The organism is Hymenobacter siberiensis (assembly GCF_018967845.1).
GTDB lineage: Bacteria > Bacteroidota > Bacteroidia > Cytophagales > Hymenobacteraceae > Hymenobacter > Hymenobacter siberiensis.
Genome location: NZ_JAHLZZ010000001.1, coordinates 3768472 through 3791209 on the forward strand (window position 1 = coordinate 3768472; position 22738 = coordinate 3791209).

At 60.3% G+C, this 22738-nt stretch carries 14 protein-coding genes; 8 read left to right on the plus strand and 6 right to left on the minus strand.

All coding sequences use genetic code 11. The annotated features are described in order from the left end of the window. The first annotated feature begins 16 nt into the window (after positions 1–16). Positions 17–958: a methionyl-tRNA formyltransferase gene (gene fmt, locus KQ661_RS16475; RefSeq protein WP_216689327.1), complete on the plus strand. Its 942-nt coding sequence runs from the start codon at positions 17–19 to the stop codon at positions 956–958. 118 nt (positions 959–1076) lie between these two features. Next, on the plus strand, positions 1077–1565 hold the full coding sequence (locus KQ661_RS16480) for a dihydrofolate reductase (RefSeq protein ID WP_216689328.1): 489 nt from the start codon (positions 1077–1079) through the stop codon (positions 1563–1565). A gap of 80 nt (positions 1566–1645) precedes the next feature. On the opposite strand, the gene porU2 is transcribed toward KQ661_RS16480, so the two are convergent. Together porU2 and KQ661_RS16490 are read right to left on the minus strand one after the other, a co-directional pair. Then, positions 1646–6838, minus strand: a complete 5193-nt coding sequence (porU2, locus tag KQ661_RS16485) for a putative type IX secretion system sortase PorU2 (protein ID WP_216727522.1) — start codon at positions 6836–6838, stop codon at positions 1646–1648. A 73-nt stretch (positions 6839–6911) separates the two neighbouring features. Next, positions 6912–8027: a putative type IX sorting system protein PorV2 gene (locus KQ661_RS16490; RefSeq protein ID WP_216689330.1), complete on the minus strand. Its 1116-nt coding sequence runs from the start codon at positions 8025–8027 to the stop codon at positions 6912–6914. Between the two features lie 375 nt (positions 8028–8402). On the opposite strand from KQ661_RS16490, the gene KQ661_RS16495 reads away from it, so the two are divergent. Further along, the gene (locus tag KQ661_RS16495) at positions 8403–8750 is read left to right on the plus strand and encodes a PadR family transcriptional regulator (RefSeq protein ID WP_168673967.1); all 348 of its coding nucleotides are present in this window, start codon (positions 8403–8405) and stop codon (positions 8748–8750) included. Between the two features lie 61 nt (positions 8751–8811). Next, positions 8812–11487, plus strand: coding sequence for a PspC domain-containing protein (locus tag KQ661_RS16500; protein ID WP_216727523.1), 2676 nt, complete (start codon positions 8812–8814; stop codon positions 11485–11487). 98 nt (positions 11488–11585) lie between these two features. Here the strand turns inward: KQ661_RS16500 and KQ661_RS16505 are convergent, their stop codons facing one another. The 3 genes from KQ661_RS16505 to mce form a co-directional block, all read right to left on the minus strand. Continuing rightward, entirely contained in the window at positions 11586–13025 is a 1440-nt protein-coding gene (locus KQ661_RS16505) for a CCA tRNA nucleotidyltransferase (RefSeq protein WP_216727524.1), read from the minus strand. A 107-nt stretch (positions 13026–13132) separates the two neighbouring features. Next, positions 13133–13705, minus strand: coding sequence for an L-threonylcarbamoyladenylate synthase (locus tag KQ661_RS16510; RefSeq protein ID WP_216727525.1), 573 nt, complete (start codon positions 13703–13705; stop codon positions 13133–13135). Between the two features lie 150 nt (positions 13706–13855). Then, entirely contained in the window at positions 13856–14269 is a 414-nt protein-coding gene (gene mce, locus KQ661_RS16515; protein ID WP_216727526.1) for a methylmalonyl-CoA epimerase, read from the minus strand. 209 nt (positions 14270–14478) lie between these two features. Between mce and KQ661_RS16520 the strand changes: the two genes are divergently transcribed. The 4 genes from KQ661_RS16520 (at position 14479) to KQ661_RS16535 (ending at position 17147) form a co-directional block, all read left to right on the plus strand. Continuing rightward, positions 14479–15693, plus strand: a complete 1215-nt coding sequence (locus KQ661_RS16520; RefSeq protein ID WP_317196124.1) for an IscS subfamily cysteine desulfurase — start codon at positions 14479–14481, stop codon at positions 15691–15693. Between the two features lie 104 nt (positions 15694–15797). Then, complete coding sequence (gene iscU, locus KQ661_RS16525; RefSeq protein WP_046244756.1) at positions 15798–16208, plus strand: Fe-S cluster assembly scaffold IscU; 411 nt, start codon at positions 15798–15800, stop codon at positions 16206–16208. 96 nt (positions 16209–16304) lie between these two features. Continuing rightward, a complete protein-coding gene (locus tag KQ661_RS16530; RefSeq protein WP_216689335.1) occupies positions 16305–16697 on the plus strand; it encodes a hypothetical protein in 393 nt (130 codons plus the stop codon). A gap of 123 nt (positions 16698–16820) precedes the next feature. Beyond that, positions 16821–17147, plus strand: a complete 327-nt coding sequence (locus KQ661_RS16535; RefSeq protein WP_070728920.1) for a HesB/IscA family protein — start codon at positions 16821–16823, stop codon at positions 17145–17147. Positions 17148–17309: 162 nt separating this feature from the next. Here KQ661_RS16535 and KQ661_RS16540 read toward each other — a convergent pair whose 3' ends face one another. After that, positions 17310–21782 (minus strand): T9SS type A sorting domain-containing protein, encoded by a 4473-nt coding sequence (locus tag KQ661_RS16540; protein ID WP_216727527.1) that lies wholly within the window; start codon positions 21780–21782, stop codon positions 17310–17312. Between the last annotated feature and the right edge of the window lie 956 nt (positions 21783–22738).

Below are 22738 nucleotides of genomic sequence, written 5' to 3' on the forward strand. Positions count from 1 at the left end.
GCGTTTTCTTTGCACCATGAATACTCCCCTGCGCCTGGTTTTCATGGGCACCCCTGATTTTGCCGTGCCCACCCTCGAAAGCCTGCTGGCCTGGCCCGGCGGGCAGGTGGTGGCCATCGTCACGGCTCCCGACCGGCCGGCCGGGCGCGGGCGGCAGCTGCAGGCCTCGGCCGTGAAACAGGCCGCCGAAGCCCACGGCCTGCCCGTGCTCCAGCCCACCAACCTGAAAGCACCCGAGTTTCAGGCCGAGCTGAAATCCTACACCGCCGATTTACAGGTGGTGGTGGCCTTCCGCATGCTGCCCGAAGCCGTGTGGGATATGCCCCGGCTGGGTTCCATCAACATTCACGGCTCGCTGCTGCCGCAGTACCGGGGCGCGGCCCCCATCAACTGGGCGCTGATGCACGGCGACCAGGAAACGGGCGTCACGTCCTTCTTCCTTCGCCACGAAATTGATACCGGCGACCTCATTTTCCAGGATAAAATAGCCATCGCGCCAGAGGACGACTTCGGCAGCGTGTACGACAAGCTCAAACTGGTGGGCGCCGCCCTGGCCCGCCGCTCGGTGGAGGCCATCGCGGCCGGTACCGCGCCCAGCATCCCGCAAGCGTACAGCACCGACCTGCGCCCCGCGCCCAAGCTCCAGAAGGAAACCGGCCGCCTTGATTTCAATCGCCCCGCCGCTGAGCTGGTGAACTGGGTGCGCGGCCTCTCCCCCATCCCCACTGCCTTCGCCGCCCTGGCCGATGGCCGGATAATCAAGATTTTCCGCGCCGCCACGCTGCCTTTCGGTGATGAAAACCCCGCCGCCCCGGCCGGCACCTGGGCTTCGGACGGCAAAAAATATCTGCGCGTAGCCGCCGCCGATGCCTGGCTTGATTTGTTGGATGTGCAGCTGGAGGGCAAGAAGCGGATGCCTGTTCAGGAGCTGCTGCGTGGCTTTAAGCTGCCGGCATAAGTATGTAGGGGCGGAGCGACGCTCCGCCGTCCGCTCCATTTCAACGATTCCCTTCAGCGACGGGCGGAGCGTCGCTCCGCCCCTACACCGTTCAATTCTAACTCCTCCCCCAAAACTAATGGTTTCCTTCGTCGTAGCCGTAGCCGAAAACAATGCCATCGGAAAAGATGGTGAGCTGCCCTGGGGCCACCTGCCCGATGATTTACAGCACTTCAAGCGCCTCACCCTGGGCCACCCCGTGGTGATGGGCCGCCGTACCTTCGACAGCCTCGGGCGGGCCCTGCCCAAGCGCCCTAACATCGTGGTGACGCGCCAGCCCGGCTGGGCCGCCCCCGGCTGCGAAACGGCCGGCTCGGTGCCCGCCGCCCTGGCCCGCGCCCACGAGCTGGACGAGGAAGTATGCGTGATTGGCGGCGGCGAAATCTACCGCGAAGCCCTACCCGCCGCCGATGTCATCTACCTCACCGAAGTGCACCACAGCTTCGAGGGCGATGCCTTTTTCCCCGTCCTCAGCCCCACCGACTGGCGCGAAGAAACCCGCGAGCGCCACGAAGCCGACGAGCGCCACGCCTATGCCTTCAGCTTCGTAACACTGCGGCGGCGGTGAGGTGAACTGGTGAGTTTGATGTTCCATTAGCGCTAATGGAACATCAAACTCACCAGTTCACTACCTCACCAGTTCACCATTTACCGCATGAGCACCAGCTTGCCCCAGTCGTTTTTGAAAGCTTTGTCGCCGCCCGTGGCGCGGTGGCCAAACTGGGCACCGGGGTCGTCGAGGGCCACGCGGTAGAGGTAGGTGCCATTGGCGAGGCGGTCGCCGTAGGTGTCGGTGCCGTCCCAAGCGAAATCGGTGATGTTGTTGCCGATGTGCAGCGGGCCGAGCTCGTTCATGAAAATCTCGCGCACCACCTTGCCCGTGAGGGTCACAATCTGGATTTTCATGTTGCGGGGCAGCTCCTGGCCCGTCAGGGTGAATACGAAGCGGGCCTTGCTCACCACCGGGTTGGGGTACGGGTACACGTTGGAGATTTGCGAGGCGTTCACCACTTCAAACTTCACCTGGAAGTTTTGCGCTCCGGCGCTGGTATTGCTGGCGTCGCGGCCCTGCACTTCCAGGGTGTACATGCCATCGGGTAGCGGGCCGGTTTTGCCAGGCTCATAGGTGAGCTTGGCCACGCTGCCGTTGGTTTGGTCGACGCTAAAATGGAAGCTGTTGCTGTTCACATCCAGCACGGCGGGCACCGTCTGGCCAGGGCGTTGCAGCAATACCGTGAAGAACGAGGCATCGGTGATATGGCGAAACTTGTCCTCGTCGTTGAGCTGAATGTTGATGATGGGCATCGCCGATACCAGCTCGCCGTTGAGGATGTGGCGGCCATCGAAAGCCACGTCGAGGGTCGGGGGCACGTTGCGGTCTGTTACCGTGAAGGCGGGCAGCGACAGCTCGTTGTTGGCGTAGTTCTGCTCGCGCTGGAGGCGGGGGTTCACTACCACTTCCGTCACGAAGGTGCCGAACTGGTTGGTCATGTCAAGCTTGACGGGGATGGTCAGCGTCTGGCCCGGTAGCAGCACCGTGCGCGTGGTCAGATCTATCGACTTGGCTATCGGCTGGCCCGTACCGGTTGAGCGCAGGTTCACACGGGTGATGAGCGGCGCGGCAAAGGGCGCATCCGAAATATTCTCAAATTTCACCGGAAAGCTGATGTAGGCCGAGTCGGCGGCCTGCCGCGCAAATTTGGCCGGGTCGTAGTCGGCGGCAGTGGCCAGGTCGCGCCGCACCACGCCTTCGGGCACACCCTGCGAGGTGACGAGCCACTGCTCCAGTTGCGGCGGAATGCGGGTCACGGCGTCGGACAGGGCCAACTCCAGGCGCAGGTAGGGATAGGCTTTGGCCGAAACCAGGGTGGTCAGCGGCTGCACGGCGGCCGTCACATTGGGTAGCACCACAGTTTCGTGGCCCAGCGAGTCGATACCCACCACTCTCAGCGTGTGCTGGCCATTGGGCGTGAGGTTGCGAATGGTGCTGTAAAGGTTGGTCCACTGCTTGGCCGGGCCAATACGCATCGAAAGGATGCGGCCCGAAGAGCTGGCCAGCTGCAAGGTGTCGCGCAACACAATGGTCTGAATATTTTTGGCAATGGTGCTGCTGGCATCCGGTCCAATTTCGTGCACCAGGCGGCCGGTAGTGGCCGTGAGCTTCTGGCCGAGCAGGGCCAGAGGTTCCCCATCGGCCAGCCGGCCGATGAGCTGCGAGCCCAGCAGGGTTTGCAGACGGGTTTTGAGGGCCGCCGGAAGCAAGGTGTAGCGCAGGCGGTTGGCCGATACCACGGCCACATAGGAGCCCGCCGGAATATCCGTCAGGAAAGCACTGAGCTGCTGCTGACGAATAGCGCTGTAGTTCAGGTTGTCGAGGGTATCGACCGGCGTGTTGCCGTTGGCCGGGTCGGCCGCCGAGAAGTAGTAGAAATTATCCGGAGCCTGCCCGCACCGCTGGTAGCTGGCCGGCATGGCCACCGGCAGCAGCGAAGCCCCGTTGTACACGGCAATCAGCAGGTTGGGCGAGCGCACACCACACCCGTACACGGAGGGCAGCCCCGCCGCCGTGCGAATGTAAATACCCGCCCCGCTCAGGGAAACAAAGTTGGGCAGGCTGCGGAGAGGGCCGCCACCCTGCGTGCGCAACACCAGCGGCACCCGCGTGGCGGCAAACTCCCAACGCTTGGTGGGGGCCTTCACTTCTACGCCGATGCGCGTATCCTGCCGGAACTGCGTGTAGTGGCTCTGCGACCAGCCGCCGGGGCTACCCGGAATTACGCGCAGCGAGGACGTGGCCCAATCACCGCTTTCGCCGGTCCCCGGGGTGTGGAAACGGGCGCGCCAGTACCATACCAAGCTGTCGCGCTGGCCCAGGCGGGCGGGCAGCGTGGGCGTCCACTCCGCCAGCAGGCCCGCCGTTATGGTGGTGCGCTGCACGGCTCCATTGAAGGTGGCCACGGTATCAATCTCGAAATCGTAGTCGCGCTGTGCGCCCAGCAGGTTGTTCGATTGCACCACCAGCCGGGGCTGGTTCGAGCCGGCGATGGCAAACTCCGTGGGGTTCAGTATCGAAACGCCCCCGCTCAGAAAAGTATAATCGATTTGGGCAGAGTTGTTGTTTTCGTTGGATTCCGCAATCCGGTTGTTCGGGTCCAGCATCACCACAAACGTGCTGCCACCGCTGGTTCCCACGCTGTTGCGCATGGGCAGGGCGTAGGTAGTATCGGGACCCCAGGCGGCCCGCCGGGTGAAGCTAAACACCGAGTCGGCTCGGTTCAGGGCGGCGGGAAACTTCCGCGTTACCCGAATTTCCAACGGCTCGTAGGGAATTTTGCCGGGGTTGGCTACACCTACGTTCAGCACAAAGTCGTGCGAATCAGCCCGCACTACGGTCTGGCCCGGAGCGGGCACAATGGACAGCCTGGCCGCACTGGCAATGAAATCGGGCAGTGGCGGCGCGTACAGGCTCAGGGTAGGGTCACCCTGCCAGCCGGTACACAGCAGCTGTTCTTTTTCGTAGTCCTGCGTGAAAGAGCTTTGCAGGCGGCGCACCACCTCGTCGTGTACTACCGTAATAGGCTTACCGTACCAGGCCGGGTCGTTGAAAAGGAGTTTATAAAGCGTGTCCTGGGCAATACTCAAGGGAGTAGCGTAGCTGAAACCCGATTCTGCCAGCGAGCCCAGTGCGCCCTTGCGGTCGGCAAACAGCCAGTCTTCTACCACTGTAGCGGACCTGGTGAAGGTGGCATTGGCAAAGCAACCAGTCAGAAATAAAAATGGATACTTGCGGTAATTGGTAAAAGCTGGCATAGTGGACGGCATGCCAAAGTTCAACGTAAAAGCGGTGGAACCCGCGTGCCCGAAATAAGAAATCAATGAAACGCCAGCATTTAGCTGGGACGAAATATCAACGGCAACCGGCAGCGGCGTGTTCCGGACCTCCGTTTCGACGTGCCCTCCGAACAGCGGCCGCTCGACCCGGGCCTTCGCAGCGTCCATATACGATTTGTATTCAATTGCTTCACCGGCATCCTTAGCTCCCACCAAGTGCAGCACATTTTTGCGCCACGGCTGGGACCCCAGGGGCTCCAGATTCTGCGCATTTTGGTCGATTACCTTATTCAGGTAGTTCATTATCTGCTGCGGAGTGGTCACGGTGAGGCGGCCAGTGTGCAGCCGGGCCACAAAATCGTTGTTGAAGTAGTCGGCCGTCAGCAGGTTATCCGATACGGAACGGGAACTGGTGGGAACGAGGTCCAGACCAAACTCCCCGCTTCGGGCCACGTAGTTCAGGACACTGCCCCCGCCTACAGGTTCGCTGGGTACTATTCCTTTGCCTAATAGCATCAAAAAGCGGTTGCTACCAGCTGGACTAGCGGCGGCCAGCCACCGCGAAAAATGGCGCAGGGCCAGCCAATTTTTCTCACCATAAAAAAACTGATCATACAGTTGCTGGCTAGTCACCATCAGCGTATCATAATGACCGCCAGCAGTCGAAGCACGATATTTGGCATATTCAAGAGCCGCGTTGGGCACTGTGCCTGCTGGCCGCATCAGTTGCGGGTGGGTGATGATAACGAAGTTGGCCAGTGCAGGGTTTATAACCCGGAACCGTACGCGGCGGGCGGCCGACGGCACCAGCAGGTAGGCCTCGTCGCTCATCAGTAGCCGGTGCGTGGCCGAGGCATTGGCCCCGGGAAAAATAAAGCGGCTAAGGCTGGCGCTAGACCCAACTGTGCTGGTCACACGCTGCACGTTGTACAAATCCTGAATATCGAAACCCGCCACTGTGGCCGGTACGCCGAGTAGTTCGTACGTGGCCGGGCCTGTTAGCAACGAGTCGTTTTCAAAAGCAAGACTGCGCCCACCGGCTGGCCAGGCATTAGCCTGAGGTACCACCGTGCGGATGTAGTTCAGGAAAAAGTAGTCATTCGCGGCCAGCGGCAGTTGCGCTTTCAGCTTGATGGTAATCTTGCCCCGGTTACTAATGTCGGAAGCCTGGATTTGAAAGATGCGCCGGATACGCACCAAGCCGCTATAGCTCATGGTGCCCAGTAGGCGCGGGGTACCGCTCGGGGGCACCACATATACCTGCGTATTGTGTTGTACGCCCCCGCCCCCGGAACGGATGGCATTGTCAAAAGCGCCAAACAGCGATACCTCCACCCGCGGCGCAGTCGTACTCGCTACTGGGTTCACCGAGGCTACAATGGTATCGGTGACTTCGTCGTGCACATAATCCATCACGAAGCCTTCGCCTGCTTCAAACCATGGCAGATAAGTATACTGTTCGTGGGGCAGGTCGACGAAATATTTCTGCTTCAAATCCAGCGTATTCAGCATCCTGGTGGGATGCACGGTGCCGCCGGCTGCTACCGGCTCCTGCATGTGGCGACCGGCGGTGCCGGCGCGCCAGGTCAGGAAGTAGCTGGCCGTATCGGTGTACAGGCTGAAGTATTGATGCGGCTGGTCAGCGGGGTTTTTATAGAGCTCCGCATCGAGCCGGCCATCGTTGTGCACGGCGTAGAATTCGATGAAAGAAGTGGCATCCAGCGTGGTGCGACTGCCGCCCACGTAGGTGGCAATTTCCCGGCCGCGCCGCCAGATTTGGAGCTCGTTGGGCACCACGCCGGTAATACCGGCTTGGGTCAGGTACTGATAATCAATTTTATATAATCCATCCCGCACTATTTTCATTTTATAGTACGTCTGGCCGGGCACAATCCACTCATTGCCCACCGGGCCGGACTGGGCCTGGGCGGTAGTACTGCTCAGCCACAATCCCACCCACATCAACAGCACTACCCATCGCCGCGTCGAATACGTGTACTTTTTATTCATTCTATTTTGAAAATTCATCTATTTACAATACTATCCATCAGGCACCTATGCAGCTATTTACCAACCTGGGCTGCTATTTGAAGCCGTAGCCCAGTGATACAATCAGGGAGTTGGTCTGGGACGCGCTGCCCAGTTTCTCTACGGCCAGGCGCGAGAGCGCCAGGTCGATGCGCAGTCCGCTCACGGCTACGCCGGCCCCAAGGCTGTACTGGCCCTTCCACTGCAGGGACTGGTCAACCACACTGCTGATTTTCTGGAAGTTGCCAGCCCCACCACGCAGGAACACGAGGTTCTTGTAGCCCAACTCCACGCCCAGGCGCGGGTCCACGCTCACGGTTTTGCTGGAAACCAGGGTGTTGCGCTGGCCATCGGTAGTGGCCTCCAGGTCGACGGCGACGAGAGCGGAGAACTGCTTGGGGAGGTCGAAGCGACGGCCCACACCCAGCACGAAGCGCGGCAGTGTGATTTCGGTGCTGTTTTTCGGGATGGAATCCGACTTGATAGCCACGTTGCTGTTCAGCCCCTTCACGTACTCGGCCGAGTTGATGTTCCAGGAATTGAACGTGGTGGTGATGTCGCGGGCCATCAGGGCCATGTTCCAGCCCTTGTGGTTGTACTGCACCCCGGCATCAATACCAAAGCCGTAGCCGTGGGCAAACTTGCCGATGTTGCGGTAGATGATTTTGCCGCTGCCGCCCACGCTCAGGCCTTCCACGCCCAGCTTGCGGGCGTAGGAAAGCAGCAGCGCGTAGTCGGCCACCGAGAAGTACTCAATCTTGCTGTAGTCGACGTAACCGTACTCGTTTACCAGGGCGCGGGTATCGGCGATGTTGTCTACGCCAAGGCGCAACACACTCACACCCAAGGCACTCTTATCATCGATGGGCATGGAGAAAGCGGCGTAGTCGTTTTTCACCACCCCCGAAAACAGTTCGGAATGCATCAGTACGCCGTCGTACTTGTGGGTTTGGTTGGTGAGGCCGGCGGGGTTCCAGTAGCCGGCGGTGGCGTCGGTGGCCAGGCTCACCTGCACTTTGCCCATGCCCAGGGCCCGGGCCCCCACGCCAATGTTCAGAAATTCGTTGCTGTACTTGGGCGTTTTGGTAGACTGCGCGGCGGCCGGCAGGGCCAGCGCGGCGGTGGCTCCCACGAGGGCCAGCCCGCGGGCAACAGAGGAAAATTGGGACATAGAAAGGCGACTAGTAAAGTTTGCGCGGACGGAACGCAAGTTACTTCATTATAGTGCGTCCGGCCCTGCGAATTTCGGGCCAAACCGCCGGATACGCGCTGTTCGGCCAACGGCAGAAGTGGCGTTGCCCGGCTTTTGACGGCCCGCAACGCCGAGGTTCGGGCAAGGCACGGACCATTTTACCCACTCATAGCCAGGCAAAAGCAGGTATTTTGGGGGGGCACCGCCTTAATTATCGAAATTTTATCGCTGATAATCAATACGTAATATCATATTCAATTGGATTTGATGGAATTATTTATCCAGTACCTTGCGTTACAAAGTACCTACCATACATTTGTACTGTTCGTCACCCACTAGTCAACCTACTCGCCCATGAAACTCGAGAACACCCAGGTTCAGATGCGCAAGGGAATCCTTGAGTTCTGCATCCTGGAAATTATCGCCCGCGGCGAAGCCTACGCCTCCGACATGCTGGAGGAGCTGACTTCGGCCCGCATGATAGTGGTGGAGGGTACGCTCTACCCGCTGCTCACTCGCCTCAAAAATGCTGCTCTGCTCGACTACGTGTGGAAGGAGAGCACCAGCGGCCCGCCCCGCAAATACTACACCCTCACCGAGGAGGGCCGTAAGTTCCTGGCGGAGCTGCGCGACACCTGGGAGGAAATGGCTGCTTCGGTGGGCATCATCCGCCACAGCCGGCCACCCGGCGACAGCCGCTAACCCTACCTCTTTTTCTGCTTCACTCACCAGCATCCAATTGGCCCGTTCGGCCTTCTTTCACATGAAAAAGAACATCAGTATCAACTTGCAAGGCATCATCTTCCACATCGAGGAAGACGGTTTCGACGTTCTGAGTCGCTATCTGGCCGAGGTGAAAGCTCACTTTGCCAGCTACCGCGGCCACCAGGACATCGTGACCGACATCGAAGGCCGCGTCGCGGAGCTTTTCGCCGCCCGCCTCTCGCCCATGCAGCAGGTCATCAGCCTCGATGACGTGAATGCCATGACGGCTAAAATGGGCCGTGTGAGCGACTTCGCTCCCGATGCCGATGAGGACGACGAGGTAGAAGCCACTGCTCCCTCAAGCGATACTGTCGGCCCCGAAGGCGCTTTTGGTCGCAAGGGCCCGTTTAGTCCCGAAGGTGCGTTTGCCAACAGCAGCGAGCCCTCGGCTCCCGGCGAAACCAAGCGCCTGTACCGCGACATGGCCAACCGCAAGGTGGCGGGCGTGGCGGCCGGCATCGCGCAGTACTTCATGGTGAACCCGCTGTGGATTCGGCTGGCGCTGATATTCGGCACCGTGTTTTCGCCCGCTATCAGTATCTGGTCGCGCCACAACATGCGCGTCGATTTTGGCGGCTGGCTGGTGGTTGCCTACGTGGTGCTCTGGATTTTGCTGCCCAAGCGCTACGATGCCCCCGCCCCTACCGAGGCGCTGCTGAGCACGGGCCCGCTGGCCGGCCGCCGCCTGTTTCGCGACACCGGCACGGGCAAGGTAGCCGGGGTGGCCTCTGGCCTGGCCGCCTACTTCAGCATTGATGTGACGCTGGTGCGCGTGATTTTGCTGGCTGGCCTCTTTGCCGGAGGTTTCACCTTCCTGCTCTACATTATTCTCTGGATAGTATTGCCCGAGGCCAAAACGGTCTCGGACAAGCTGCGGATGCGCGGCGGCGCGATGACGCTGGAAAGCTTCGACAGCAGCCTGCGTGACCCGGCTTTTACGGAAGGGGCGGCCACCACTAACCGCCCCGTAGGTGCCTTTGTGGAAGATGCGGCCCGTGGGCTGCGGCCTTTGGTGAACTTCGCGGGCTCGGCCATTCGGGTTTCGGCGGGCGTGCTGCTCAGCATCATAGGGTTTGGCCTGCTGCTGGCCGTGGTTGTATGCACCGGGGCGGGCATTGGCCTGCTGCCCGCTTCGCAGAACATTGTGATGGGCGATGCCCCGGCCTACGTCATGCTGCACGGTATTCCCGGCTGGGCGCTGCTGGCAGGCTTTTTAGCCGCAGGCATTCCGGCCCTGTGGCTGCTGCTGGGCGGGCTGAACCTGCTGTTCCGCCACACGATTCTGACGCGGACCGTAGGCTTGTCGCTGCTGGGCCTGTGGCTGCTGAGCATTGTGGGCGTGGTAGCCGGCGTGGCCCAGCAGAGCCGCCAGTACCAGTACGATGCCGAAGTAGAGCAGCTGGAGCAGTTTCCCAAGCTCACCTCGCCCGTGCTCATGTTCGACTCGCGCCGCGTAGACCGCCAGTGGGAGCAGCACGTCGACCTGCGCCTCGCCGCCGTCGACAGCGGCAAAGTGGTGGAAGTGCTGCGCACCCTGAGTGCCAAAGGCCCCAGCGAAGAAGTGGCCCGTAACACGGCCCTCACCACCATCAACTACACGGTGCGCCCCAGCGGCGACTCCTCGCTGGTGTTCGACGACCATTTCTCCTTCCTGCCCGAGGCAGCCTACCGCAAGCAGGAGCTGAGCCTAACCCTGCGCCTGCCCCGCGACCGCACATTCCGCATCAGCCGCAACTTTGCCAACGACCTGCTTGATGAGGATGATTTTGTGGGCAACCGCCGACCCCGCGACCCCGAGCAGCACCGCTACCGCCTGCGCGGCAACAAGCTGGAGTGCATCAGCTGCACCAACGAGCAGCTGGGCCGCGACGAAAACAACGACGACTCGAACGTGAACATCAATATCGACAGCGACGACAGCGACAGCGCCGACGACAACAGCGACGATAATAACGACAACAGCGATGGCAACAGCCGCGGTGGCCTATCGCTGAACTACGGCGGCGCACCCAGCTTCAATACCGATTTGAGCAGCTATGGTAGCGGCCGCCGCACCTTCGACGAAACCGGTTTCACCCGCGTTTCGGTGGCCGGGGGCTACCGGGTGGTGGTGCGCCACGGCAATAGCTTCAAGATTGAGACCGGCGGCGATGACAGCGCCCTCGATAACCTGCGCGTGGAGCGCAACGGCGGCGAGTTGGTGGTGAAACCCTCCCGCAGCCGCAAGTTTTTTGGCGATGCCGACCACAAAGTCCTCATTCGCATCGAGATGCCTACCATCGACCATCTTGAGCTAGCCGGCGCGGTGCAGGGCGACCTCGGCGGCTTCGACCGCCAGGAGAATATGCGCATCGAGCAGGCCGGCGCCAGCCACCTGCGCCTGAACGGCAACTACGCCAACCTGAAAATTGACCTCGCCGGGGCCTGCCGCACCACCGCCACCGGCCAGGCCGACAACCTGACCCTCAACGCGGCCGTGGCCTGCGAGCTGGCCGGGGCCAACCTGAAAACGCGCGTTGCCAAAGTTTCGCTCGTCGGGGCCTGCAAAGCCCGCCTCAACGTGACGGAAAGCCTGAAGGGCGACGCCGTGGGTGCCAGCGAAATAGCCTACAGTGGCCAGCCCGCAACCGTGAAAGTGGACGCGGTGGGTGCGTCCAGCATCAAACGTTTGTAGCCCACCGAAGATTTAGGCCGGGTTATAGCTATCGAGGCAACTTTACCCGTACTATTAACATCTATTCCCCCGACGAAAAACAGAAAACGAAGTCAGGCTTAGTTTGGTGAGTGAACGAGGCCTCCTTCCGGAGCCAGTCCTTTGGCCGCCCCCTGCTGCAACAGGAAGGCCAGGGCTGGCTCCATTTCGTTTTTAATAATGCCGTCGAGAATGGCTTCCATCACGGCTTCTTTCAGCTCGCCCACGGCTCGCGAAGGTTTCAGCCCGAAGGTTTCCATGATAATCTCGCCGGTGATGACCGGCCGGAAGCTGCGCAGGTGGTCCTTTTCCTCCACCTCCTTCAGCTTCTCTTCCACCTCCGTAAAGTTGCGCAGGTATCGCTCCTTACGGGTGTGGTCCTTGCTGGTGATATCGGCCCGGCACAGCAGCATCAGCCGGTCAATGTCCTCGCCAGCCTCGAACAGCAGGCGGCGCACGGCCGAGTCGGTCACAGTTTCCTTTACCAGGGCGATGGGGCGCAGGTGCAGCTTCACCAGCTTCTGCACCATGCGCATCTCCTCGCCCAGCGGCAGTTTCAGGTCGGTGAAGATGCCCGGCACCCAGCGTGCGCCCTTGTCCTCGTGGCCGTGAAACGTCCAGCCCACTTTGGGGAAGTAGCGCTTGGTAGCGGGCTTGGCGATGTCGTGCAGCACGGCAGCCCAGCGCAACCACAGGTCGCCGCCGGCGGCGGCCACGTTGTCAAGCACTTGCAGAGTATGGTAAAAATTGTCTTTGTGGGCGTGGGCACCCACTTTTTCCACGCCGTACAACAGCGCCATCTTCGGGAAAATGAGCTGCAAAAGGCCCGTCTGAAACAGCAGCTTGAACCCGTAGCTCGGCGTGGGCGACTCAATAATCTTATTCAGCTCGGTGGTAATCCGCTCCTGCGACACAATCTTTATCCGCTCCTTATTCCGAATAATGGCATCGAACGTATCGGGCTCAATATCAAAGTTTAGCTGCGAGGCGAAGCGCACGGCGCGCATCATCCGCAGCGGGTCGTCGGAGAACGTCACGTCCGGCCCCAGCGGCGTGCGAATAGTTTTGCCGGCCAGGTCCTTCATGCCGTCGTAGCGGTCCACTAGCTCGCCAAAATTTCCGGGATTCAGGCTCAGGCCGAGAGCGTTGATGGTAAAATCGCGGCGGGCCAGGTCCTCTTCCAAAGTCCCGGCCTGCACTTCCGGCTTGCGGCTTTCGGTGCGGTAGCTCTCCTTGCGGGCCCCCACAAACTCAATGTCGCCGGCCTCTTTGGTGGGCAGCATGGCCGTGCCGAAGTTCTTGAATACCTGCACTCGGCCCCGACCTTTCAGCTTATTGCCCACGGCCTGGGCCAGGGCAATGCCATCGCCCACGGTCACCACGTCAATATCCTTGCTCTCGCGGCCCAGCGCCAAATCGCGCACATAGCCGCCGATAACGTAGGCCGGCTGGCCCAGTTCGGCCGCCGCTTCGGCAATGGTGTGGAAAATGGGCAGGTCGGGCAGTTTAGGCATATTCATGGGCGCAAAGGTAAAACCCGGCGTGTCGCCCTCCGCGTCACCCTCCTCCCCTGACCCCCTCTCCAAAAAAGAGGGGGTCAGGGGAGGAGGGTGACGCGGAGGGCGACTTACGCCCGCACCACCTCCAGCTTGCCATCCGCGCCCAGCCGCACCAGCCGCGAAGGCGTGGTGCGCGTGGCATCGTCCTGCCGCCAGTTCACTACATGGTCGGCCCCGCGCACGATGGCGGCATCCACCTCCGTGTACACCGCCGGGGTCGGCTCGCCGGCTTTGTTGGCAGAGGTCGATACCAACCCATGCCCCAGCCGGCGCACAACCTTAAAGCAGAACTCATCCTTCACCACGCGCAGGCCCACGGTGCCATCCGGGGCCACCAGCTCCTTGGCCACCGCCCGGCCAGCAGGCAGGATGTAAGTGGTCGGCCGCGTATCGGCGGCCAGCATGGCTTCCAGCTCGGCCGGCACTTCGGCAGCGTAGCGCTTCAGCATGTCAAAATCGGCCACCAGCACGATGCTGGGCTTGCCGGCCTCGCGGCCCTTCAGCTTATAAAGCTGCTGCACGGCGGGCAGGGCTTCGGCATCGCAGCCCAGGCCCCACACGGTATCGGTGGGGTACAGAATAACCTGCTGGAGCAGCAGCGCGTCAACGGCAGCATCGACTTCTTGTTGGAAACGGTTCATATTACTGATTTACACTGATTAACCGTGATTTCACCGGGTTTTTATTGCCCGCGAAATCATGGCTTTTTGTTTTTATTAATTTCAATCTCCTAATTCAATTAATGACCAAACCGCAAAGATTACCGCCGAAAGAAATCAGCGAAATCACGGCTAATCAGCGGCAATCAGTGATTGGCAGAGCTCCACCAACACCCCGGCCGCGCTCTTGGGGTGCACGAAGCACACCAGCTTATTATCGGCCCCGCGCTTGGGTTCCTCATTTAATAATACGAACCCCTCCTCTTTCAGCCGCGCCATCTCGGCGCGGATATCATCAACCTCGAAGGCGACGTGGTGAATGCCCTCGGGCTTTTTAGCCAGGAATTTCGTGATGGCGCTGTCCGGCGAAGTGCCGGCCAGCAACTCAATCTTTGAGCCGCCGACCTGAAAAAAGACGGTATCAACGGCCTCGCTGGCCACGTGCTCCTTCTTATAGGGAGCCGCGCCGAGCAGTTTGGTGTAGAGTTCGGTGGCGGCTTCGAGGTCGTGTACGGCCAGGCCGAGATGTTCGAGGTTGATAAGCATGAGGTGAGTGTGGAAGAGATAATGCCGCTTACCGGGCAAAAAAGCGGGTTTTACCGCGCATTTTGCATCGTTACCGGAAGTCGGCGCATTTCCTTATTTAGATTGTGTCTACTTTTGTGAGACCAAAGAAAACTGATTGCCCCCGAACCGTGTTCTAAGAGCCGACCAGGCTTTCATTGGTTTATCTTTTTGCTATACCGCTGCGCGCAATGCTGAAGCTCCCTATTTACCTCGACAACAACTCCACCACCCCACTCGACCCGCGTGTGCTGGATACCATGATGCCCTACCTGACCGATGTATTCGGCAACGCCGCTTCGCGCAACCACCCCTTCGGCTGGGCCGCTGAGGAAGGCGTGGACTACGCCCGCGAGCAGATTTCGAAGCTCATCAACTGCGACTCAAAGGAAATCATCTTCACCTCGGGGGCTACCGAGTCGGACAACCTGGGTATCAAGGGCGTGTTCGAAATGTATAGCCAGAAAGGCAACCACGTCATTACCACCACCACCGAACACAAAGCAATACTCGATACCTGCAAGCACATCGAGAAGCTGGGCGGCAAGGTGACCTACCTGCCCGTTGATGAGCAGGGCCTCATCAGCCTCACCGACCTTGAAGCCGCCATGACGCCCGAGACCATTCTCGTGACCATCATGTACGGCAACAACGAGACGGGCACCATCAACCCCATCCGCGAAATCGCCAAAATCGCCCACAATCACGGCGCCCTGTTCATGACGGACGGCACCCAGGCCGTGGGTAAAATCCCGGTTGATGTGATTGCCGAAGGCATCGACATCATGGCCTTCACGGCCCACAAGATGTACGGCCCGAAAGGCGTGGGTGCCCTCTACGTGCGCCGCAAGAACCCCCGGGTGAAAGTGACCGCCCAGATGGACGGCGGTGGCCACGAGCGCGGTATGCGCTCGGGTACCCTCAACGTACCCGGCATTGTGGGACTGGGCAAGGCCTGCGAATTGGCCCGCCTCGAAATGGCCGCCGACGCTGCCCGCCTGAGCGTGATGCGCGACCGCCTCGAAAAAGAACTGATGACGATGGAGGAAACCTACGTGAACGGCTCGGTAGAACACCGCCTGCCCCACGTTACCAATATCAGCTTCAAATACGTAGAAGGCGAAGGCCTGATGATGGGCGTGAAGGACCTGGCCGTATCGTCCGGTTCGGCCTGTACTTCGGCCTCGTTGGAGCCCAGCTATGTACTCAAGGCCCTGGGCCTGAGCGACGACCTGGCCCACAGCAGCCTGCGCTTCGGCCTGAGCCGCTTCACCACCGACGAGCAAATCGACTACGCCATCGGCCATGTAAAAGAGGCCGTGACCAAGCTCCGCGAAATGTCGCCCCTGTGGGAGATGTTCCAAGAAGGCATCGACTTGAGCAAAATCGAGTGGGCGGAACACTAAAATAGTTATGAGTTAAAAGTTATGAGTTATGAGTTTTTCATTTGCCCTCATGGCTCTGCTTTTCAACTCCTAACTCATAACTTTTAACTCATAACTCCAAAATCATGGCTTACTCCGATAAGGTAATCGACCACTACAGCAACCCCCGTAACGTGGGCACGCTGGACAAAAGCAAGAAGAACGTAGGCACCGGCCTCGTGGGCGCACCTGAGTGCGGCGACGTAATGCGCCTGCAAATTGAGGTGGACGAAGCCACCAACACCATCACCGACGCCAAATTCAAGACGTTCGGCTGCGGCTCGGCCATCGCCTCGTCGTCGCTGGCCACGGAGTGGCTGAAGGGCAAATCCATCGACGAGGCCCTGGCCATCGACAACATGGAGATTGTGGAAGAGCTGGCCCTGCCGCCCGTGAAAATCCACTGCTCGGTACTGGCTGAAGATGCCATCAAGTCGGCTATCTCGGACTACCGCGTGAAAAACGGTTTGCCCGCCCTGGAGCTGGCGCACCACTAGTTTTTTTAATGAGGAATGAAGAATGAGGAATGAAGAATTAGCCTTGCGGCTGGTTCTTCAATTCCTCATTCTTCATTCCTCATTCTTCATTAACACATGGACGAATTTGACATTGCCCGACTGGAGCGCGAGATTCGGCAGTACCTGGGGCTGGAGCCCACGCAGCTACAATTCGAGTTCCGGGAGCTGGAAGGGCTGACCCGACTGGATTTGATTACGGTGAATCCGCGCCATCAGCAAAGCTTCCTGTTTCGCTACGAAACCGGCCGTGACAAGGTGGAGTGCCTGGAAAAGATGCTGGCCTACGTGCGCAGCTACCGCGATACCGAAAGCTCCTACACGCTGCAATGGCGCGCCCGGGGCGACCGGGAGCTGCAAACGTCCTACTTCCGGGCACACAACGTATATGAGGCACTGGACAAGCTTTATTTCGACCGCGATTTGAACACGATTACCGTGTTTAGCGTAGTGTTGAACCCAAGCTCTTAAGGGCTTCGATGAATTGTTTAGCGAGCGAGCGAACAAAGAAATTCGGCCGCTTGTTTATAATGTGTCTAAATTGCGGGTCCATTCGACTTTCCATCAAGCCTGAACGGCTCCGCTCCTACTGCCATGATTACCGTATCCGATAAAGCCAAAGAAAAAGTAGCACGCCTGATTGAAGACGCGCATCTTGACGATACCTACCGCCTGCGCGCCTCAGTGGCTGGCGGCGGCTGCTCGGGCCTGAGCTACAAGCTGGATTTCGATAACGAAGTGCGTCCCATGGACCAGGAATTCGAGGACAAAGGCGTGCGCGTAGTGGTCGACATGAAAAGCTTCCTCTACCTGGCCGGCACCGAGCTGGACTTTTCCGACGGCCTCAATGGCAAGGGATTCCAGTTCAATAACCCCAACGCCTCGCGCGAGTGCGGCTGCGGGGAAAGCTTCTCCGTCTGACCACGGATTAGCACGGATTAGCACGGATTTTGTGCTGCCGAGGAAACTCCAATCCTCACTCACAGCAAATAAAAAAGGCTTGCCATCTGGCAAGCCTTTTTTATTTGCTTAAAACAGTTTGACGTACGTCCACGAAATCCGTGGAATCCGCTAAAATCCGTGCTAATCCGTGGTCTTTTCAAACTTCTGCAGGGTGCGGCCGGCAGCGGTTTGCAGCTCCAGGAAATAGAGGCCGGTGGGCAGAGCTTCGAGACCGATGCTGGCGGTGCCGGCTTCGGTAGTGCCGTGCAGCAGGGACTGGCCCAGCTGGTTGAGCACGCGGTAGGGCGTGGCGGCTTCGGCGATGAAGCTGATGCGGCTGTGGGCGGGGTTGGGGTAGAGCTCCACTTTGGCGATTTCGCCGGAACCGGCTACCGTGACCACCGGCGAAAAGCTGCTGCTGCCGTCCAGGTCGACCTGGCGCAGGCGGTAGTAGAGCTTGGCGGCCGGGGCGGCCTTGTCGAGGGTGGCGTAGGCTGTGGGGTTCATGCTGTTGCCCTGGGCAGCTACGGTGGCCAGCTTGGCGAATTCGCGGCCATCGACGCTGCGCTGCACCTCAAAGCGGGCGCTATTTTTCTCGGTGGCCGTGGCCCATTTCACCGAAACCGTCTTATCGGCCTGGCGCTGGGCGCTGAAAGCGGTGAGCTCGACGGGCAGCGGGTTGATGGCCGACAGCACGTTGGTGTTGGACAGGTCATTCTGTGCCCCGAGCACGAAGTCGGAGAAATCAGAGAACGAAGCGGAGGTGAGCGTGCCTGCCACCGAGGGGCCGCCGGCCCCGGAATCGGTACCCGTGTTGCCGGAGCGGCCCAGGTTGGTCCACTGGTTGGCGAATGAGCCGGTGGCGTCGCGCTTAGCAATCACGAAATCGGTGCTGCTGGGTACGTTCACGTAATCTTCGGCCCCGAAGCTGAGGGTGACAGTGCCGCTGAAGTTGCCCGGGTCCGTATTCGAGGACGTGACGGTGTAGAAGCGCTTCGACGATACACGGGCCAGAGGCGCGGTGCCCAGCCCATTGCCCGGGGCCAGGGTACGGGTGGGGTTGCCTTCGAACTGCTCAGCGGTGTAGGTCGAAGCAAGAGCCTGGGCCGTGCTAATGAGCGTGATGGGGCGATAGAATGTGCCCTTGCCCACCGGGAACACCGTGGTGGCTGCGCCCACATCCGTTACACGGGCCAGCGGACCATTCACGAAGCTGGTGGCGCTACCACCGGTGGCGTTACTGGACAGGGTGAGCAGGTTGATGGCCGCTGTAGTGATGTTGCCGCTGGTAAGCTGCAAAGTACCCGGCACTGTGAGCGGACGCTGGAGCAGTACGCCCTGGGCGTTGTTGATTTGCAGCGTTACGTTGGAACCCAGGGCCAGGCCGGTCGTGCTGGTATTGGTGCCACCGATGGTTTGCACGGTGGTGCCATTCAGCTGTAGGGGAGCCGTGGGCGTGGAAGCCGGCAGGAAGGAAAGGATGGCGTTGCCATCAACTTTGATATCGCCTTTGATGGAAATGCTACCAGTGAGGTTGATAGGCAGGCTGCCGGTGAGCACCCGCAGGTCGTTCCGAATCACCAGTGGATTGCCCCCCGAAGTGGTGGGGGCCGTGGTGAAGCCGGGATTGTAGACAAAGGTGCCGTAGGTGCGGCCCGAGAACGAAGGGGCAGTCAGAATCGCGGGGACGAAACGGTAGTAGCTGCCACTCTGGAACGTGACCGAAGCACTAGTGCCGGCCGCGCCAAACGGCGAAGCCCCCCCCTGCTGGAAGTAGCTCGACCCGGCCTCAAACAGTACCGTGCCAGCAAAGCCAATAGCACTGCCAAACACATTGCCGCCAAAGTTGGCGGTAGCCGTGATGGCGCTACCCGTGTGGAACACAATAGCGTTTGGAGTGGCGCTGGTGCCCAGAATCTTGTGCGTGGTGCCGGAACTGAAAGCCGAACCATCGGCGGCAATTCCACCGTCGATACTGGCCGTGGCACCCGTAGCGAGCTGGATGGTGAGGCCCATGTTGGCTACGGTGTTATACAGGCGCAGCGAGTCGGCAGTACCTACTACGAGGTTGGCCGGGGTAGCCACACCGCTCAGGTTGAGGGTACGGTTGGCATCGGTGCTGAGCGTAGCGATAACGCCGCCCTGCAGCTTGAGGGCCGCAATGGTTTCGGGGGTGGTGAAGTCGAGGGTCACATTGGCCGTGGTGGTCACCGTGCCGTCGAATAGCAGGATGTCGCTGGCGGCAGTTACCGCACGCGGCGGCGTCCAGCTGGTAGCCGCGCTGTAGCTGGTGCCGGTGCCATTCCAGGTGTAGGTAATGGCCGGGGGGGTGAGCGTGGTGAAGGTGGCTGTGCCCGGCGAGGTGGCCAGGTAGTTTTCGAGGCCGGCCGTGGCGTTGTCGTTGTAAGCATAGGCCTCTACGTTGTAGGCCGTGCCGGAGGCCAGGCCGGTTACGGTGAGGCTGGTGGTACTGCCATCGGCAATCACCACGAAGTTGCTGGTGCCCGTGGCGGGGTTGGTGCCGGTGGTGGTACCGTAGGTGGTATTGGCGGTGTACATAGTGCCATCAACGGGAGCCGCAGCGGCCGCAGCGTTGGGCCGCACTACCACGAGGCGCTTGGTGCCATCGCCGCCGCTCAGGCTGAGCAGCACGGTGGTGGTGGTAGCGCCCGAAGCCGTGACGGTGGGCTGCACCGTGGGCTCGGCAGCGGGCGGGGTGCCGGCCGTGAGCGAGCCAAAGAGGTTTACGTCATCTACGGCGAAGGTGCCGCTGCCGCTGCTGGAGCCGCCGTAGGCATAAATATGGAAGGTTACCGCGCCCGTCACGGTCGACAGGGCTGCCGTACCGGTCAGGTTCACGGTGCGGGGCGTGAGGGTGGTGGTGGGGTTAGTTTGAACGGCGCCCACAGTAGCCGTGTAACCATCGAGGCTGGTGCGGACCTCCCACTTGGTGGGGCCGGTGCCGGAGCTACGGTCCGAAACAATGAGCGTGGTCAGGTTGGCAGTGTTGCCGGCAGCGGCCGTGAAGGTGAACTGGTAATAGCCGGTAACCGAGTTCGCAGCCGGCGAAGCCGTGGAAATGGGGAAGCCCGTGGAACGGAAGTCCGGGGTATCCTGCGTGCTCGTCAGGCTCGTGGCCCGCGAAAAGACGCTGCCTGTTACGTTAGCGGCCTGGGTGGTGGGCGAAGCGGAGCTGGTGGCTGGGAAGGTGTAACCCAGCAGCGGCGGCGAAAGCACCGTGCCACTCACGGTCACATCCTGCGAAGCCGCACCCGACACGTTGGTAATGATGGCACTAATCGGACCCACCGGCGTAGCAGCCGCAATGCGCACATACACCGTGCCGCCGGCAGCGGGCACTGATACGGTGCTACCGAAGCTGGTGCCCGTGGTCAGCGAAACTTCAACCCCCGAAGGAGCCGCGACGGTAATCGGAGCCGAGAGGCCATTGCCGGCGAGGACGTAAGTCTGCTCGGCCGAGGCCGTGCCGGAGTAGTTCGAAAAGCCGCTCAGGCTGCCGGGGGTGGCCGTGAGGGTTGGGGCCGTGGTGGTAAATGTCACATCGGTGCCGTAGCCGGTGCCGGCACTGTTGGTGGCGTAAGCGGCCACGTAGTAAGTAGTGCCGCCGCTCAGGCCGGTGAGGCTGCTGGTGAAAGTGCCGGTACCGGGCGAGGCATTGGCCACCTGCGTCACGCCAGTGCCGCCAATCTGCGGGGTGGGAGTGGTGCTGTATACTACGCCCCGCGCCGTGATGGTGGCACCGCCCGAAGCCATCACGTTGCCGCCGCTCGTGGCCGTGCTGGCCGTGATGGCCGAGGCCGCCGTGGTGGCCACGCTGGGCGCGGTGGCCGGAGCCAGGGTAGTAAAGCTCTGGTCGGTTGCATAGGTGGTGCCCACGCTGTTGGTGGCGTAGGCCGCCACGTAGTACGTGGTGCTGGCCGTGAGGCCCGTCAGGTTGCTCGTGAAGCTGCCCACGGCGTTAGCCGCATCGGGCACGTTGGTGACACCAGCCCCGCCGAGGCGGGGATTGGCCGTAGTGGAATACAATACGCCGCGAGCCGTAATGGCCGTGCCACCGTTGGTGGTGATGTTGCCGCCGGTGGTAGCCATAGTACTGGTGATAGCCGTGGCCGCCGTAGTGCTCACACCGGTGGGGACCGTGGCGGCAGCACTCACGGTGCCGGTTACGGCTACGTTTTGGGTAGTAGCGCCGGTACTAGCGTTGGCAATATTGCCACTATAAGGACTACCAGCAACTGTAGTAGCAGCCGTGAGACGCACCGATACCGTGGCCGATACCGCGCCGGTAGCGTCGGGGGTGAGGCTCAACGAAGCGACTGGGGCCGTGGCAAAACCATCCGTCGAAAATTCGTAGCCGGCGAACGGACCTACATTCAGGGCGGCGGTGAGGTTACTACCGGTTAAGGTGTAGGACTTGGCTACTGAGGCGGTGCCTTGGGTAGTGGTGAAGCTGCCGGCGGGCGTGAGAGTGCCGGTGGTGATGGTAGCGACAGGTGCGCCTGAAGTGCCAGAAAGGATTATATCATCGATGCGAAGCCCCGTGGCACCTTGTTTACGAAATCGCAGCGTGAGTATACTGGACTGCGCTCCCACTGGAAGGGCTACGCCTGTAATTCCGTACCAACCAATGGCAGCGCCAGTTGTTGGCAGGCCGCTTACCGTAACAGGGGTGAATGTAGTGCCATCCGTAGAATAGTCTACAATGAACGTATAAGCAGCAGCAGCTTCTTTCCGAAGTCCGAATGAAAGCGACAAGCCAGTGAATGTGCTGGTATTAATGTTTCCAATTGCAAAGCCGTATTCCCCTGCTGTAGAGGTAAAAAATGTATTCCCGCTACCCGTGGCACCAGAGTAACCACTTGATACAGAAGTTGCCCGAATGTCAGAAGGATTGGTTGCCGTGCCTTGAGAATAAGTGTAGCCAAGCGCTTTAGTCGAAAAAGTCGCGGGAGCAGTGCCAGTAGCATAGGCGCTAATGAGTGTAGTCCCACCGGGAGTACCAAATGTCTCGGAAAAAATAGTGCTCTGTCCCCACCCAAGCAGGGGTAACATAAGTATCAACAGCAGCGCCGCGCTACGACTGAGGCTCGCAGAAAAAACAGTAAACATGTTTCGCATAAAAACGGGTGTTTTAGGGGTTTACCAAATTATCGCGGGGTGGACACGGAACGTGTAAAGGTATAGAGTAGCACAAGTAGTACCCACTCATTCGAATTATTAAATCATTATATCCCCCTTGAATGAGCGCCACACAGCATATCAGTCCCAAATCAGGCACTTAGCGCGCACGCCCGGCGCTACCGCGAGGGTTTCACTTCGGCGCGGCCCCTCCCGGCTGACTTCAGATTGCTATTGGGAGTACCGCCCGGGGTGCTGCTTAAACACCACAAATGCCCCCGCGGCGGCGGGGGCATTTGTGTAGTGGTGCCTGTCGTTTCGGGCCGGAGGCTACGTGGGCCGGGGCAGCCAGCAGCGGCAAAACTACTGGGTGGGTGGCCCCGGCCCGGCAGCCGGGCCGGCCACGAAACAACAGGACTTGGGCCCGGGAA